The following is a 16924-nucleotide window of genomic DNA, read 5'->3' on the forward strand; positions in this document are numbered from 1 at the left end:
AAACAGGCATTTGTCGCGACATTGATGAGGGTGGGCTGTGGCCACGCGGGCACGTATTTCGTTCCGGTCTCCGACATGGGCTTGGCTCATGCGGATGCGCCGGCGACGGTGGTTTAACAACCTCATGACCTTTTTGTTGGTCGCGCTTGGGCCTGTTCTGGCGTTTGCGACCTTCATGGTTTTGGGGCCGTTGGACCGGGGCACTTCGGCGCTTAGCCTTCGGCTGGTGCTGTTGGCGGATCTTGTTTACGTGCTGTTGCTGGCGGCACTGGTTCTGACGCGCGTGGCGCGCATGGTGTCTGCGCGGCGCAATCAGTCGGCCGGCTCGCGCCTACACCTGCGTTTGACCGCAGCGTTTGTTTTGATGGCCCTTCTGCCAACGATCACGGTCGCGGTCTTTGCCGTACTCACAATCAACATCGGTCTGGAAACGTGGTTTTCCACACGTGTGCAAAACGTGGTCAGCGCGTCACGCGCCGCCGCTGAAGCCTACGAAGACCAAACCCGTGACGGGCTGGCGCAGGATGCTCAGGCCTTGTCGCAGTATCTTGATATGAACCGCCGCGCGACCGTCATCGTGGACGATGGCGCGCTGAGGCGGTTGCTGGGGCAGGGGCAGGGGCAGATCCAGCGTGGATTGCGCGAGGCCTTCGTAATCAATGGGGCAGGGGACATCCGGGCCCGCGGCGAGCGCTCTTACCTGTTTGACTACGAACAGCCCGGGCCGGAGGATTTCGCCCGTGCCGAGGCCGACGGCATCGCATTTGTCACTGATTACGACATTAACGAGCTTCGCGCTTTGGTCCCGCTGGAGGCGTTCGTCGATCGCTACCTTTATGTCAGTCGTGATGTCGATGGAAAAATCCTGAAGCTGCTCGACGAGACGCAGGAGACTGCGCGCTTTTACCAGCAACAGGAAACCGAACGAGGCCGCCGCCTCTTCGACTTTGCGCTTCTTTATCTAGGCTTTGCCGTACTTTTGATACTCGCTGCGACCTTGGCCGGTCTGTGGTTTGCAGAGCGTCTAGCCCGACCGGTAGGGCGTCTGGCCGGTGCCGCGCAGGAGGTCGGGCGTGGCAATCTGGATGTGCAGGTGCTCGAAGAAGAGACCGACGACGAGATCTCCATGCTGGGCCGGTACTTCAACCAGATGACCCATCAGCTGAAGGCGCAGCGCGAAACGCTTTTGGAAAACACCCGCCAGATTGAGCGCCGCCAACGCCTGTTCGACTCGGTCCTGACCAGCGTGACATCGGGTGTTGTGGGGCTGGACCCGATGGGAAAGGTGACTTTCGTCAACCGTTCGGCCGAGCGATTGCTGGGATGGCACGACAACCACCGGTCTGATCCGATCATGGTGGCTGTGCCAGAATTCGGCGAGCTTTTTGAAAAGCTACGCAGCGAGAACCGCGAGATGGTTCAGCAGGAGATCAAAGTCGTGCGCGAGGGGCGTCTGGAAAACCTGTTGGTCCGGGTGTCCACGCGCCGGCGCAGAGACGAAAGCCTCGAAGGCTATGTCATGGCCTTTGACGATGTGACCGACCTTGTCAGTGCGCAGCGCATGGCGGCTTGGGGCGATGTGGCCCGTCGGATCGCACACGAGATCAAGAACCCGCTGACCCCGATCCAACTGTCGGCTGAACGCATCAGGCGCAAGTTCGGACGACAACTCGACGAAGAGGACGCAGAAAAACTTGAAGACATGACTGGCGTGATCATCCGACAGACGGATGGGTTGCGTCGAATCGTGGATGAGTTTTCCAAATTTGCGCGGATGCCGGAACCCGAACGGCGTCCCGAAGACATCGGTGATCTGCTGCGCGGCGCGGTTCTACTGCAAGACAGCGGACAGCCAGACGTGCGCTTTCACAGCGATATTCCAAAGGGTCAGATGCGATCTGAGTTGGACGCCGGCATGATTGGACAGGCTTTCACCAACTTGATCAAAAACGCAGGCGAGGCCACGCAAAGTCTGATTTCGGACGGTGCGCCGGAGGATTATGAGGCGCAGATCCGTATCGCGGCCGAGGTTGATGGCAGTGATGCGGTAATCCGCATCATGGATAACGGCATTGGTCTGCCAGAGGATCGCGCCGCCTTGTTTGAACCTTACGTCACGACACGGAGCGAAGGCACCGGCCTTGGTCTGCCCATCGTCAAGAAAATCATAGAAGAACACGGCGGTACGCTGAGCTTGGACGACGCGCCTCCCTTTGACGAGGGGGGCCACCGTGGCGCGATGGCAACCATCCGGCTGCCTCTGACACCGGCTGCCGGGCACCCAGACACCGACTTTGAGAACGAAACCATGGAGAAAACGGCATGAGCGATATTTTGATTGTCGACGACGAACGCGATATCCGTGAATTGATCGGAGATATCCTCGAAGACGAGGGGTACAAGACACGGCTTGCTGGAAACTCCAACGATGCCATGGCCTTGATCAACGCGGAACCGCCTTCGCTGCTTATCCTCGACATCTGGCTGAAGGACAGCAAGATGGACGGGATTGATATTCTCAAAACCGTCAAACGCGACAATCCTGACATCCCGGTGGTCATCATTTCCGGCCATGGCAATATCGAGATCGCGGTCGCAGCGATCAAGCAGGGGGCGTATGATTTCATCGAGAAACCCTTTAATATTGACCAGTTGCTGGTGGTGATCCGTCGCGCGATGGAGGTCTCGACCCTGCGGCGCGAAAACCAGCAGCTTAAGCGTGGTGAAGTCAAACAGGCAGAAATGATCGGTGAAAGCCCGTCTTTCCGTGGACTGCTCAGCCATCTTGAAAAGGTGACGAAGTCCAACGGCCGCGTGATGCTCACGGGTCCTGCCGGCGCGGGCAAAGATGTGGCGGCCCGCTACATTCACTCTAATTCAGCGCGCGCGACGGCGCCATTTGTCACCGTGAATTGCGCAGGTGTCGAACCGGAGATGATGGAGGCCATGCTCTTCGGCAAGGAATCTGCAACGCGCGGCATCGAGCCGGGCCTGTTGGAGCAGGCGCATGGCGGCGTGGTCTATTTTGACGAAGTCGCGGACATGCCACTCGGCACCCAGTCGAAAATCCTGCGCGTATTGGTCGATCAGCAATTTCAAAGGGTTGGCGGAAACGACAAGGTGCGTGTGGATCTGCGCGTGATTTCCTCGACCAACCGCGATCTGCAAGAAGAAATCGCAGCTGGTCGTTTTCGGGAGGAACTGTACCACCGTCTGAATGTGGTGCCGATCGCGGTCCCCTCGCTTGCGGAACGGCGCGAGGATATTCCGGTTCTGGCGCGTCACTTTATCGAAGGATGCAATGCCTCCCAAGGGCTGCCAATGCGTGACCTGACCGACGACGCTGTCGCATTGATGCAGACGATGACATGGCCAGGCAACGTTCGGCAGTTGAAAAACCTGGTGGAGCGTGTGCTGATCCTCGGGGATGGGAATGGCCCGATCGAGGCGCGCGAACTGCCGCAGGAGGCCGGTGTCGAAGAGGCCGGAGAAGGGCGTGTGGTGCTGTCGGGGACGCTTGCAACACTGCCGTTGCGAGAAGCGCGCGAAGCGTTTGAGCGGGAGTATCTGCTGACTCAGATCAATCGGTTCGGCGGAAACATCTCGCGGACGGCGTCATTTGTTGGCATGGAGCGCTCTGCTTTGCACCGCAAATTGAAATCGCTGGGGGTTGTCACCTCCGCCAAAACCGGCGCAAGGGTCGCCCACGTCAACGACGACCACGTTCAAGAAGTCGGTTAGAGCACGAAAACCGGCAGGAAAGATCATATGAAACAGATGATACTGGCCATATCGCTTTGCGCCCTGACGGGGCTTGCAACCGGCTGCACCATGCCAAAGACCGACGCCAGTATGCCGAATTTGGCGTTTTCCGAGCAACAAACTCCGGAAGCGGCCAAGGTTATGGCTCTGAAAGCGGATTTGCTGGCGCTTGGTCCCGGTGTTGATCCGGACGAAGCGCAGCGTGTCGCCGAAGTCGCCGTGATGGAGCCTCTCGAGTGGGCCCAGGAATGGAACGTCGAAGATCCACCACTCCTCCACAACATGAAGGTCAATCACGGCCTGCGGCCACGCGGTTTGTGTAAGGACTGGGCCGATGATCTTCAGGTCGCCATGTGGGGACTTAATCTCCAAACCATTGATTTGCATCGCGCAATCGCGAACTCCCGGAACATCAAGCTGGAGCACTCTGTTCTGATCGTCTCTGCCAAGGATGCCGCGATGGAGCAGGGGATCGTACTAGATCCTTGGCGGCAAGGGTTGGGGCGCCTTTGGTGGGGGCCCGTTCTAGAAGACCCGCGCTATCATTGGGATGCGCGCGAAGAAGTCTTTGCCTGGAAGAGGGAATGGCAGGCGCGCGTGGCCGAAGGTGGGTGACCTGCTCGATATTGACGGCGCAGAGTGCCCGTGCAATGCCAAGCCAAAGAACTGGAGGCGGCCATGAAGGTCATTATTTGTGGCGCGGGTCAGGTCGGATGGCAAATCGCTCGTCATTTGTCCGGTGAACGCAACGACGTGACAGTCGTCGACAATAATCCCGACCTTGTGCGGCGCGCGACCGATACACTGGATGTTCAGGGCATTAGCGGCTTTGCCTCCTATCCGGATGTATTGGATCGGGCCGGCGCGAAAGATGCGGACATGATCATCGCCGCGACCTTCTCGGACGAGGTGAACATGGTCACCTGCCAGGTGGCGCATTCGGTGTTTGCTGTTCCGCGCAAGATTGCCCGATTGCGTGCACAAAGCTACCTGACCGCGATTTATTCAGACCTTTATCGCCGTGATCACCTCCCTATCGACGTCGTGATTTCCCCAGAGCGGGAGGTGGCAGATGCCGCCTTGCAGCGCCTCTACGCGCCTGTGGCCTTTGACACCGAGAAATTTCTCGATGGAAAGGCGCAGCTTATGGGCTTGGCGATCGAAGATGATTGCCCCATCGTCAACACGCCACTTCGCCAGCTGTCCGACCTGTTTTCGACACTTCGCGCCGTGGTCGTTGGCGTCCGTCGCGAGGGGACCTTGTTTGCACCGGAAAGCGCCGATCAATTATTCCCGGGCGACAGCTGTTACATCATGGTCCATGCGGAGGACGTGCAGCGAACGCTGGAAATTTTTGGCAAACAGGTTCGTAAACTGGAGCGTGTCGTTATCGTCGGTGGCGGTAATGTCGGCCTTTCCGTGGCGCGCCAGCTGGAAAAACGGACGCAACGGGTCCGGGCCAAAGTCATTGAACGCAGCCGAAAGCGCGCGGAACAGGCCGCAGAGGCCCTGGAGCGCACCATCGTTTTGCATGGCGACGGTTTGGACCAGTCGCTGTTAAGCGAAGCAGGCATCGAACGCGCCGACGCTGCGCTGTGTGTCACAGACGATGACAAGGTTAACATGTTGACGGCCGTGCGCGCCAAGGCCGCTGGATGCCGGATGGTGATCGCGCTCATCAACGATCCGACTCTGGTGCCGCTGATGGAACCGCTCGGTATCGACGCCTATATCAACCCCCGCTCCACCACCGTTTCCTCGATTTTGCGGCATATACGGCACGGCAAGGTCAGTATGGTCTACTCCATCGGGGATGCTGAAGCTGAAGTCATCCAAGCAGAAGTGCTCTCGACCTCGCCAATCAGCGGCGCGCTGATACGGGACATTGATTTTCCGGAAGGTGTGCTTGTTGGCGCGGTCCGCAAAGGCGATGAAGTGGTCAGGCCCAAAGGCAGCCTGCGCATTGATGAGGGTGACCAAATCGTTTTGTTCTGCCTGTCCGGTGACGTTCCCGAAGTTGAGCGTCTACTGCAGGTGTCGATTGATTTCTTCTGACCACAGAAGGGGTTACCCCATGTGTGCTACTGATATTGTGTGCCCGCGGTGAAGACGCTGTCCCGTCTTCCATTGTTCTTGTCCCTGATGGGACTGGCCTCTTTGTCGATGCTGTTGCCGGCAGGGTTTGCCCTAGCGATTGAAGAACATCACGACGCGCGTACATTCCTGTACGGTGCAATCATTGGCAGCGTTTTAACGGTGCTGGTCGGCATTGCCCTGTCCAACCGAAGCCACAACCGCAGCCCTTTGCGACAGCTTCTGGCGCTCGCCGCAGCATTCGTATTCCTGCCGCTTTTCATGGCGATCCCCTTCCAGGAGGCGGTACGCACCACAACATTCGCCAGTGCTTATTTTGAGATGGTCTCGGCGTTTACCACCACCGGTGCCAGCCTATTCGATCCGGTGCGATTGTCAGGGCCTGAACATCTTTGGCGCGCGCAAGTTGGCTGGATGGGGGGGCTTCTGATGTGGGTCGCGGCATCCGCAATCATGGCGCCTCTGGCGCTTGGCGGGTTCGAGGTGACAGCGCGTGGTGAGCCAGGTCAATCGATTTTGACCGGAGTGGTGCGCAGCGGTGTGAGCGACCCTCAGTTTCGGCTTTGGCGCAGTGTCGAAGCTTTGGTTCCGCTGTATTTTGGCCTGACGCTGGCCCTGTCGGTCATGTTGCTGGTGGCGGGCGACCCGCCTCTGATCGCGCTGACACACGCGATGGCAGTGCTCTCCACATCCGGCATTTCGCCTCTCGGCGGTGTCGAGACTGCGCCCAGCGGCATTTGGGGCGAGGTTATCCTCTTTCTTTTCCTGGGCTTTGCCCTGTCCCGGCAGACCTTTTCCAATGACACGCGGCAAGAGCGCGGACTGTGGTACGACCCCGAATTTCGGCTGGGCCTTATCATCGTAGTTGTCGTGCCTATCGCGCTATTTTTGCGGCATTGGGCAGCGGCGTTCGATGTGGGCGACGAGCAGAATTGGCTTGCCGGTTTGCGCGCGCTGTGGGGCGGGCTCTTTACAGCGGCGAGCTTTCTGACAACCAACGGGTTTGTCAGCGCCGATTGGGACACTGCGCAAGACTGGTCCGGATTGCCTACACCAGGCATCATCCTGATGGGCCTGGCATTGGTGGGTGGCGGAGTTGCGACCACTGCAGGCGGTGTAAAGCTGTTGCGTGTGTACGCGCTTTATCTCAATGGCAAACGCGAGATAGAGCGATTGGTGCATCCGTCATCCATCGGCGGTGCCGGCCTTTTGGGGCGAAGATTGCGGCGCGAGGGCGCGTTTATCGCGTGGGTGTTCTTTATGCTTTTCGCTGTTACGCTGGCAATTATGACAATGATCCTAGGTATTTACGGATTTTCCTTCGAGCACGCGATTGTTGTGACAATTGCCACGCTGGCCAACACTGGACCACTGATCGATGTCGCGCCGCAGATTGCACTGGACATCAGCGCACATGCTTGGCACGCAAAGGTTCTGCTGTGTGGGGCAATGGTGCTGGGGCGCTTGGAATTGCTGGCGGTTATTGTCATGCTCAGCCCGGACAGCTGGCGGAGTTGACCCTATGGCAACAGGTGCCATATAGGGTTAATTTTTCGTCTGGTATCTCCGGCACGTGTTGGACATACTCCCCGACGCGTGGGCGGCCCAGAGGGACGGGCTAAAGGCAAGAACAAAGGCAAACCAATGGCTTCCGACAGACAGAATCTCCAGGATGCGTTCCTGAACCATGTGCGCAAGACAAAGGTGCCGGTCACCGTCTTCCTCATCAACGGCGTTAAACTCCAAGGTGTTATCACTTGGTTTGACAATTTTTGCGTGCTGTTGCGCCGCGATGGTCAATCACAACTTGTGTACAAGCATGCGATTTCGACCATTATGCCGGGCCAGCCGATCAACCTTTATGACGGTGAAGACAACTGAACGAAAATGACACACCAGTGACCCGCGCCTGGGTCCTGCATCCCGATATCAAGGCTCCTGGGACACGTCGCGCCGCCGATTTGGCCTTGGAAGAAGCCGTTTCTCTTGCTTTGGCGCTCCCCGATCTGGAGGTCGTGGGGGCCACTGTTGTTCCATTGCGCGACCCGCATCCCGGGCATCTGTTTGGTACCGGAAAGATCAGCGAACTCAAAACCTTGCTAGAGGAGAATGAGATCGAGCTGGTTCTTGTCGATGGCCCTGTCACGCCTGTGCAGCAGCGAAATCTTGAAAAGGAATGGAAGGTCAAGCTGCTCGACCGAACCGGCTTGATCCTGGAGATCTTTTCGGATCGGGCTGCGACGCGTGAAGGCGTCCTTCAGGTCGAGATGGCGCATCTGAGCTATCAGCGCACGCGTCTGGTGCGGGCCTGGACCCACCTGGAGCGGCAGCGAGGCGGGCTTGGCTTCGTCGGTGGCCCCGGTGAGACACAGATCGAGGCGGACCGTCGCGCGATTGATGAGCAGCTTGTGCGCCTGCGTCGGCAGCTCGACAAAGTGGTTAAGACACGTGAGTTGCACCGCAAGGCGCGGGCCAAGGTGCCGTATCCCATCGTTGCTTTGGTGGGCTATACGAACGCGGGAAAATCCACGCTTTTCAATCGTTTGACCGGGGCGGAGGTGATGGCGAAAGACATGCTTTTCGCCACGCTGGACCCGACCATGCGGGCTGTACAGCTTCCCACCGGTGCGGATGTAATCCTGTCTGATACCGTGGGTTTCATCAGTGATTTGCCGACCGAACTGGTGGCCGCCTTCCGTGCGACGCTGGAGGAGGTTCTGGCCGCCGATGTGATCGTGCACGTACGAGATATCTCGCATCCGGAGACGGAAGCGCAGGCGAGGGACGTTCGGACGATCCTTGACGGCCTCGGCGTCAATGAGGAAACGCCGCAACTGGAATTGTGGAACAAAATCGACAAGTTAGACGACGAAGCTCAGGAAGTTTTGGCGACGCGGGCCGCCCGTGATGACACGGTTTTTGCCACTTCCGCCATCACAGGGGCTGGGTTGGACGCCTTTCTGGAGGCCGTCACGTATGCGCTTGGCGAAGAACGGCGGCAGGACGACCTGCGGTTGAGCTTTAGCATGGGGCGTCAACGCGCCTGGCTGTTCGAGAAGGGTCTGGTCGAAACCGAAACGCAGGATGAGGACGGCTATCTTCTGTCCGTCAACTGGTCTGCGAGGGATCGGGCGCGCTTCGAATCGCTTTAACCTTTGGCAGAATGAAGGCAGCGCGCGGTGGTGTTAATCCACCGCGCGCTTCTATTTTGCCTACCAAATGTTGGGGAAAGCCAAGCCGTGCGACACCACGTGGAAGATTTTCTTCATTGGTCTTAACGAACTGTAAGGGCTGAACCGACCGGTTCCGGCGCTTAACCGGTCGGTTGTTCACACTTGCATCCCACCGACGCAAAAAGTGGTTAATGCTGGTCAGTCCAAGCGTCAGAGGATCAGGTCATCGCTGTCCAGAAGCCCGCGCGCAAAATCCAGCCTGCGGGTTTGCCGCCGCGACGGGACGGTGGACGTGTTGGCCCAAACCCAATGACAGAAACAGCGTTGCAGGAAGAGCCGTACAGGCGGCGCGGTGTGGCGGTCGGCGTAGGCGGCTCGCAGAGATGCCAATGACGACGCATTTCCGATGGTGGCGATGTCCAATGCCAGCGTGAAGAGGTCACGGAGGGGTTCGTCTTCGCGCATGTTTTCGAAATCTATCCCTAGAACACGTGTCTCATCGCGGACGAGGTTCGACAGGGTCATATCCCGATGCGTGACGGCGCGGGTGGCCTTTTGTTTTCGAGCCGCCTCTGCGTATTCCCGTGTACGGTTTGCGGCCTGACGAAAGGCGGCTTGGTCGGGGATGTACCTTTCGCCGTTGTCGGCCTGATCGAGCAGGCGGGCCAACCAGTTCACATGCCCCGCCGGGCGGAACGGAAACCGGCGAAGCGTCAGACCGTGATAGGCGCGCAGCCATGTGCCTGCCTCAACCGCGACGCTCGCATCTGACTTCTGCCAGAGGGTCGCCAGATCTGGGCCGCCAAGGTGGGGCATGGCGAGGATTGTGTTTTGTTGAAACAGGATTGGCGGAGCGAGGCCGCTTTGCGCGACGTTGGCTTGTGCCTTCGCCTGTGCTGTGGCGCGGGGCAGCGCGTCCGGGGCGTAGACCTTGTACAGGGTTCTGCTGTCACTGAAGAGTTGCGCCTGCGCCGGAGGCCGATCCGGATCAAGCGGGCGCGGTTCCGCCGTAACGCCCTGTACGGAAAGAGCCTCCCGCAGCAGAGCGTTGGCCGCTGCGACGTCTATCACGGTTTGACAAGTCGGGTGATGCCGGTAGCAGCAGCACGAGCGAGGTCGATGTCGAGCGACATGGGGATATACTCGCCACGCCGCCAAAGTTGGCCAAGGTCATCGTAGTGGCGTGACAGTGGGTGGCCGGATTGCCCCGTTGAGGTGATAAACACCGAACTGTCGGGATCGGCGAAATCATAGACCCCGCGATAAGCGGCAGAATGCACGTTGGAGAACGGCTCTGGCCCGGTGCCGGCGGTGCGCCCACGCAGCAGGGTGAAATCGCCGCCGGAGGTGTTCTGGCGGATGTTCACGATGCTGCGCAGAATAGGCGTATCGGCCAGTACGGTGTGCTTGTGAATCGCCACATGGGCATCCCCCCAGCGCAGGGATTCAAGCTGTGTGCCATATGTCTCGTCGATCCAGACCAGAGCATCGTCGAGCGCAAGGCGAGAGATGTCGGAGCAACTTTCGATACGGGCGGAGCGAATGATGTCGCACCAGCCCGCAGCGCCGTCCACATTGCGAAACACTCGCTCGATGAAAAGCGGCTCGATATGGGTGTACTCTTCGGCCAGGGGGCCGAGGTCGTCGCGGATGAGCCGCTGCTGAAGGAAGCGCAGCCACGCGGAGTAGAGCAGCGGTTCCGGCATATGTTCGTTCATCTCGCCGTTCCAGTCGGCGAGCAGGGCAAGCGCCTGCTGACGGCGGCGTTCGGGCGTGCCTTCGGGTGCGGATTCACCCGTGTACCAAAGGTCGCGACCGATCAGCGGCAGCAGGGTGCGCGCGGCGGTGGAGACCGTGTCGAGCTGCCCTTCGATAAAGCTGTCACGGGTGTGGACCTTGCGGCCCTGCATCAGGGTGCGCCAGCGTTGAACGCGCTGGCTGTCGCCCCAGTCGAAGGAGACGTGATTGGGAAACGGCCGGTCGATGACCTTGTTGTTGGTGTTGCCGACGATGCCCCCCTCGGGCGCGATAAAGGCCGGATTCGAGGAATAGGGCAGCACGCCCTGCCAGCGGTTCTGCGCAACCCAGCCGGGCGCGGGCATGCGGCCAAGACTTTGATGGTTCGGGTCGCGTTTGGGCATGTGGCCGACGAGCTTCATCGCGACGGTGTCCGCATCCACCAATGTGAGATTTTGGGAGGGGGCGACGAAGTTGCGCGAGGTCTCGATCGCCTCCGGCACGTCGCTGGCCATCATCAGCCCGACCGCGGCGGACATCGACGTGTCCTCACCCGACAGCGCCGTCCAGCCGAGGGATACGACGTGGCCGGGCGGTGTGATCTTGTCGATATTGAACTGCGAGCCGGGCAGCACGGGACCATTTTCGGTGAAGCGCAGGGTTATGGTGATCGGTTGTGCATCGTCGATGTCGATGATCGACTTGCGGGTCTGGAAGCGTTTCCAGCCGGTGGGGGTGCGATATTGTTCGGGGTCGTCAGGGTTCACCTCCTCAAAGAACAGGTCCTGATCGTCGAGGTAGGAGGAGGTCAGCCCCCAGCCGAGCTTTTCTGAGCGGCCGACCATGATCGCCGGAATGCCGGGGATCGAGCCGCCGATAACGCCGCCGGATTGCAGTTCCATCCGCGCGAGATACCAGATCGCGGGCGCGGTCAGGCCAAGGTGCGGGTCGTTCGCCAGAAGCGAGCCGCGCGACGCCGAGCGCCCCGGCGCGGCGGCCCAGGCATTCGATGCGCCAGACAGGCCACGGCGCGGGCTGGGCGGCAGGAAGGGGTCTTCGGCCTCGGAGGCGGCGTATCGTGGGATGGTGTCGAGGTCCACGCCGGGCAAGAGCGAGGCCACGTCGGGTAGGGCCGCCACACCGTCGCCGGGAATATCCGGCAGGATGTCGGACAAGCGGCGCTCGTCGTCCAGCGTCAGCGCGGTGCGAAACCGCAGCACTTCTTCGCGCAGGTGGCCGGTCAGCTGCAATGCCATGAGTTTGACGATGGCGATGGAATCGGCGGGCTGCCACGGCGCCATGGCGGAATCGAACAGGAAGAATTCCGGCGCGCCGCGACCCAAAGCATCTGTGTTGATCTCCTGGATGCGGGCGTTGACCCCGGCGGAATAAGCCTCCAGCGCGTCGAGGGTGCGCGGGTCCTGATGCTGCACCGAGGAGACGGCCAGCGGGTAAAGGTCCAACCGGCGCAGCAGTGTGTCGGTTCGCACGGTGCGTTGGCCGAAGATCTCGGACAAGCGCCCTTGGGCGGTGCGGCGCATCAGCATCATTTGCCAGAGGCGGTCCTGCGCGTGCACATAGCCAAGCCCGAAGAACGCATCGCGGTCGGACAGCGCCATGATGTGCGGCACGGCGTTGTTGTCGCGTATGATTTCAATGTCCGCTGTGATTCCCGCAACGGCGCGGGTCTTGTCGTATTCGGGCAAGGAGCGCAGCGCCAGATGGCGCACCAGAACAAATCCCAGCAGGGACAGGATCAGAAGCGCCGTCGTCAGTCTGAGAAGCCAGCGGAACAGTCGGGCCATTTCCCTCTCCTGCCAATTTGGGGTAATTGGGATGGCACTGGACTTAACTTGCGGGGGGCAGCTTGCCAAGAGGCGGGGCCCGAAGCACGACGGAGGCAAGATATGGCGAAACTGGCGTTTTTGGGCCTGGGCGTGATGGGGTATCCCATGGCGGGACACCTTGTGAAAGCAGGGCACGAGGTCTGTGTGTATAACCGCACCGCGGCAAAGGCTGAAAAGTGGGTCGCCGAGCACGGCGGCACCATGGCGGCGACCCCGCGCGAAGCGGCGCAAGGTGCTGAATTCGTGCTATCTTGTGTGGGCAATGATGACGATCTGCGGGGCGTTTGCCTTGGCGATGACGGTGCTTTTGCAGGGATGAGCGCGGGCAGCGTTTTCGTCGATCACACGACGGTGTCGGCCTCGGTCACGCGAGAGCTGTATGCGGTGGCCAAAGATGCGGAGATCTCTTTTGTCGACGCGCCGGTGTCCGGCGGACAGGCCGGGGCAGAGAACGGTCAACTGGTTGTGATGTGCGGCGGCGACGAAGACGCCTACAACCGCGCCGCGCCGATGATTGATGCCTTCGCGAAGCTGTGCAAGCGGTTGGGAGAGACCGGCGCCGGTCAGATTTGCAAATCCGTCAATCAGATTTGCATCGCAGGCTTGATGCAGGGTCTGTCCGAGGGGCTGCACTTTGCCGAGAAGGCGGGCCTGGACGGTCGCGAGGTCGTCGAAGTGATCGCGGGCGGCGCTGCCGGCTCGTGGCAGATGCAGAACCGCTTTGAGACGATGCTGGACGGCCATTTCGAGCATGGGTTCGCCACCGACTGGATGCGGAAGGATCTGGCAATCTGCTTGCAGACGGCCGAGGAAAACGGCGCGTCTTTGCCGGTGACGGCCCTCGTGGACCAATTCTACAAAGATGTTCAGAACATGGGCGGCGGACGCTGGGACACGTCGAGCCTGTTTGCGCGGCTTCGGAAGCTGGCCGACTAAGCGCCGAGGGGCGATCGTCTTTTGGGATGTTAAAAGACAGAAACGAGCGCGGGGCGCTCGTTTCCTGACAGCCTGCGGGTTTGGCTTGGTTATCCGCCGGTATGGCTCATGTGGCGCGACACGCGGCCGTCGACCGTCTGACGCGAATAGTCGAAATCATGGCCGAGGGGCTTCAGCCGGATGGCGGCGCGAATGGCGTCTTCCAGTGCGGCATCTGATTCCGGATGGTTGCGCAGCGCGCTGCGCAGGTCTGCGTTGTCCTCCTGGCCAAGACACATGAAGAGTTCACCGGTGCAGGTCAGGCGGACGCGATTGCAGCTTTCGCAGAAGTTATGCGTCAGCGGCGTGATGAAGCCGATTTTCTGACCCGTTTCCTCAAGCCGCACATAGCGGGCTGGGCCGCCGGTGTTTTCTGGCAGGTCCGTGAGCGTATAGCTTTGCGCCAGTTGCGCGCGCAGATCGGTGAGCTTCCAATACTGGTCAAGGCGGTCCTCGTTGCCGATGTCGCCCATGGGCATGACTTCGATCCACGTCAGATCCATGTCCCGCTCGGCGCACCATTCGGTGATGGAGACCAGTTCATCGTCGTTGAACCCCTTGAGCGCGACGGCGTTGATCTTGACCCGCAGGCCAGCGCGCTGTGCGGCGTCGATGCCCTTGAGCACCTGGGGCAGACGGCCCCAGCGGGTCACATCCGCGAATTTCTGTTCGTCGAGAGTGTCGAGCGAAATATTCACCCGGCGCACGCCAGCGGCGTAAAGATCGTCGGCGAACCGCGCCAGCTGAGAGCCGTTTGTGGTCAGCGTCAGCTCCTTCAGCGTGCCGGCGTCCAGGTGCCGCGTCATGCTTTGGAAGAAGGTCATGATATCGCGCCGGACCAAGGGCTCTCCGCCGGTGATGCGCAGTTTTTCCACACCCAGCCGGACGAAAGTGGAACACATGCGGTCGAGCTCCTCCAGCGTGAGAAGTTCCTTCTTTGGCAGGAAGGTCATGTTTTCCGACATGCAGTAGACGCAGCGAAAATCGCAGCGGTCAGTGACGGAAACCCGAAGGTAGGAGATCGGGCGCTGGAACGGATCAATCAAGGGTGCTGTCATAAGGGCAAGGTAGGGCTCGGCGATATTATGAGCAAGGGGTTGCGCGCGATTGTGTACGAAAGGCGGATACGTGTATGGAGGACCGCAAGAACAGCACATGAGGGATACGATGCGGACGGGAATGATGGTTGGGCTGATGGCAGCGGTCGCGCTGGGGGCCTGTTCGGACAGCGGCATGTTCAAACCGAAGAATGCGCCGGTGCAGGAGGCCTCGGCGGAGCAACGCCGCCCGGAAGCGCGTCCCGCTGGGTCGACGGCGACCAAGCCGCCGGCCAATGCACGCACGGCGGCGCAGTTCGATACGGTGTCCGAGGAGGAAAAGCAGGCAGCCAAGGCGGCCCCGGCTGATCCGTCCGGCGAGCGCGCCTTGGGGGATACGGTGGTGTCGCTTGGCGATCCGTCGAAGCCGGGGCTGTGGCTGGAGACACCATTGGTGTCCAGCGTGCAGCAGGGTCGCGTGGCTTACAAGGGCGAGAGCGCCAAGATAGAGTTGCGACCTATTGATGGCGCGGCCACGGCGGGCAGCCGCATGTCGCTGTCTGCGATGCAGCTGATCGGCGCGCCCCTCACGGACCTGCCCACGGTTCAGGTCTTCGTCGGCGGCTGAAACGCGGCCGGCCAGGGGAGGGCGCGCCGGTCCTCCCTACGCTGTGCCGGGCAACTTGCGCGCAGCGTCCTTTGGGGCGAAGGGCTTCATCTTGCTGCCGTGCTCGGTCAGGAACATCCGGCAGCGCGCCGCATCGTGCCCCGACAGATCGCGCAGCCACCAGGCAACGGCTTTTTGAATGAACCACCGGTGGTCGGTGGTATAGTCGGCCATCCAGGCCAGAACGCGTTCGCGCGCGGCCAGTTGATCGGCATTGGGATGGTTGAGAAGCGCAAGGGGCAGGGTCATCACGAGCGCCGCCCGTTTCGACCAAAGATGGTCGGAAGTGGTCCAGGCTTCCAACGTATCGAGCCGTGACAGATCGGCCATGATGCGCCGCCCGCCCGATGAGGCCGCATGGTCCGCCACTGCCCAGCCGTCGAATTGCGGCACCCAGCTTTGGATCAACTGCCAGGCGTGCTCGTCCGAGGGCCGCATCCGCGCCTGTGCCAGCAGCTTGGCCGCCGCAATGCGCGCCTCGTGCACGTCCGTGTCCCAAAGCCCGGCGGCCAGCGCCAGCCGTTGGTCCAGCGTCAGCCGGTCGCGCCATTCCTTGACCAGCGCATTGACCTGCGGCATCGCGGTCCCAAGGTAGCGGCGCGGTGCCTTGTGATAGCTGGCCATGCCAACGGATTTCTCGGGATCACCGGCGGTTTCCAAGGCGGCAAGCGCCGTGTCCGGGGTCAGATCCTCCGGCAGGGGGGACGTTTGTGTCATGAGCCTCTTTTCAGTGAATGCAGGTGTCGCGTGCGATGCGACAGGAACAGGTCGAGGGCGCAGCCCCCCACGCTCAGGTGATGGCGCGGCATTGGGAAAGCGAGATATCCTTTTATAGCGACCCCGGATGGCGAAGCCCGCCTGAGGCGGCTCATTCCACGGTTACGGATTTTGCGAGGTTTCTGGGTTGGTCGACGTCTGTGCCTTTTGCGACGGCGGTGTGGTAGGCGAGCAGTTGCGCGGGCAGGGCGTAGAGGATGGGGGCGAGCAGGTCGGAGACCTCGGGCATCTGGATCACGCGCCAGGCCTCGGCGCCGGCGCTTTCGGCCCCTGCGGCGTCGGTGATCAGCACCACGCGACCGCCACGGGCCATGACCTCCTGCATGTTGCTGACGGTCTTGTCGAACAGCCGGTCGCGCGGGGCCAGGACCACCACCGGCACATGCTGGTCGATCAGCGCGATCGGCCCGTGTTTCAGCTCTCCGCTCGCATAGGCTTCGGCGTGGATGTAGCTGATTTCCTTGAGCTTCAGCGCGCCTTCATGGGCCAGCGGGTACATCAGGCCACGCCCCAGGAACAAGATGTCGCGGGCCTCGGCCAGCTCCTGGGCCACGTTCTCGATCACCTCGTCGCGGCCAAGGGCGGTGTTGAACACCCCCGGCAGCGCGCGCAGGTGCGTCAGGATCTCGTCGCGGGCGGCAGGCGGCAGGTGGCCACGGTCCTCCGCCGCCTTCAGCGCCAGCAGCAGCAACACGGTGAGCTGGCAGGTGAAGGCCTTGGTGGAGGCCACGCCGATTTCCACACCGGCGTGGATCGGCAGGGCCAGGTCGCTTTCGCGCGCGATGGAGGATTCCGGCACGTTCACCACGGAATAGAGCGCGCTGGCCTTGCCCTTGCAGTAGCGCAGCGCGGCGA

Annotated in this window: 14 protein-coding genes; 9 read left to right on the top strand and 5 right to left on the bottom strand. The window is 60.9% G+C overall.

Going from position 1 to position 16924, the window contains the following annotated elements:
• The first annotated feature begins 88 nt into the window (after window positions 1–88).
• The 7 genes from J4E08_RS12065 to hflX all read left to right on the top strand — a co-directional run bounded on the left by J4E08_RS12065 (window position 89) and on the right by hflX (window position 9008).
• Window positions 89–2326, top strand: a complete 2238-nt coding sequence (locus tag J4E08_RS12065; protein WP_349538709.1) for a sensor histidine kinase NtrY-like — start codon at window positions 89–91, stop codon at window positions 2324–2326.
• Complete coding sequence (gene ntrX / locus J4E08_RS12070) at window positions 2323–3741, top strand: nitrogen assimilation response regulator NtrX (protein WP_183967497.1); 1419 nt, start codon at window positions 2323–2325, stop codon at window positions 3739–3741. The genes J4E08_RS12065 and ntrX overlap by 4 nt, the downstream gene beginning before the upstream one ends.
• Window positions 3742–3768: 27 nt before the next feature.
• The gene (locus J4E08_RS12075; RefSeq protein ID WP_349538710.1) at window positions 3769–4377 is read left to right on the top strand and encodes a hypothetical protein; all 609 of its coding nucleotides are present in this window, start codon (window positions 3769–3771) and stop codon (window positions 4375–4377) included.
• 63 nt (window positions 4378–4440) lie between these two features.
• Window positions 4441–5817 carry a Trk system potassium transporter TrkA gene (gene trkA, locus J4E08_RS12080; RefSeq protein WP_183967501.1) on the top strand — a complete coding sequence of 459 codons (1377 nt, stop codon included), beginning with the start codon at window positions 4441–4443 and terminating at the stop codon, window positions 5815–5817.
• Window positions 5818–5856: 39 nt separating this feature from the next.
• Window positions 5857–7374 carry a TrkH family potassium uptake protein gene (locus J4E08_RS12085; RefSeq protein ID WP_343055953.1) on the top strand — a complete coding sequence of 506 codons (1518 nt, stop codon included), beginning with the start codon at window positions 5857–5859 and terminating at the stop codon, window positions 7372–7374.
• Window positions 7375–7500: 126 nt separating this feature from the next.
• Entirely contained in the window at window positions 7501–7737 is a 237-nt protein-coding gene (gene hfq, locus J4E08_RS12090; protein WP_005860899.1) for an RNA chaperone Hfq, read from the top strand.
• Between the two features lie 17 nt (window positions 7738–7754).
• Window positions 7755–9008 carry a GTPase HflX gene (hflX, locus tag J4E08_RS12095; protein WP_349538711.1) on the top strand — a complete coding sequence of 418 codons (1254 nt, stop codon included), beginning with the start codon at window positions 7755–7757 and terminating at the stop codon, window positions 9006–9008.
• A gap of 231 nt (window positions 9009–9239) precedes the next feature.
• On the opposite strand, the gene J4E08_RS12100 is transcribed toward hflX, so the two are convergent.
• Together J4E08_RS12100 and J4E08_RS12105 are read right to left on the bottom strand one after the other, a co-directional pair.
• Window positions 9240–10100 carry a phosphotransferase gene (locus J4E08_RS12100; RefSeq protein WP_349538712.1) on the bottom strand — a complete coding sequence of 287 codons (861 nt, stop codon included), beginning with the start codon at window positions 10098–10100 and terminating at the stop codon, window positions 9240–9242.
• Entirely contained in the window at window positions 10097–12571 is a 2475-nt protein-coding gene (locus J4E08_RS12105) for a penicillin acylase family protein (protein WP_349538713.1), read from the bottom strand. Before J4E08_RS12105 ends, J4E08_RS12100 begins: the two co-directional genes overlap by 4 nt.
• A gap of 102 nt (window positions 12572–12673) precedes the next feature.
• Here J4E08_RS12105 and J4E08_RS12110 point away from each other — a divergent pair, with 102 nt between their 5' ends.
• Entirely contained in the window at window positions 12674–13549 is an 876-nt protein-coding gene (locus J4E08_RS12110; protein ID WP_349538714.1) for an NAD(P)-dependent oxidoreductase, read from the top strand.
• Between the two features lie 89 nt (window positions 13550–13638).
• Here J4E08_RS12110 and moaA read toward each other — a convergent pair whose 3' ends face one another.
• Window positions 13639–14646 (bottom strand): GTP 3',8-cyclase MoaA, encoded by a 1008-nt coding sequence (gene moaA / locus J4E08_RS12115; RefSeq protein ID WP_349538715.1) that lies wholly within the window; start codon window positions 14644–14646, stop codon window positions 13639–13641.
• Between the two features lie 97 nt (window positions 14647–14743).
• On the opposite strand from moaA, the gene J4E08_RS12120 reads away from it, so the two are divergent.
• Entirely contained in the window at window positions 14744–15253 is a 510-nt protein-coding gene (locus J4E08_RS12120) for a hypothetical protein (protein ID WP_349538716.1), read from the top strand.
• 36 nt (window positions 15254–15289) lie between these two features.
• On the opposite strand, the gene J4E08_RS12125 is transcribed toward J4E08_RS12120, so the two are convergent.
• Window positions 15290–16009, bottom strand: a complete 720-nt coding sequence (locus tag J4E08_RS12125; protein ID WP_502949268.1) for a DNA alkylation repair protein — start codon at window positions 16007–16009, stop codon at window positions 15290–15292.
• A 151-nt stretch (window positions 16010–16160) separates the two neighbouring features.
• Window positions 16161–16924: SIS domain-containing protein (locus J4E08_RS12130; protein WP_349538717.1), on the bottom strand; the 764-nt coding region annotated here is incomplete at its 5' end.

The organism is Sagittula sp. NFXS13, assembly GCF_040148795.1.
GTDB classification, from domain to species: domain Bacteria; phylum Pseudomonadota; class Alphaproteobacteria; order Rhodobacterales; family Rhodobacteraceae; genus Sagittula; species Sagittula marina.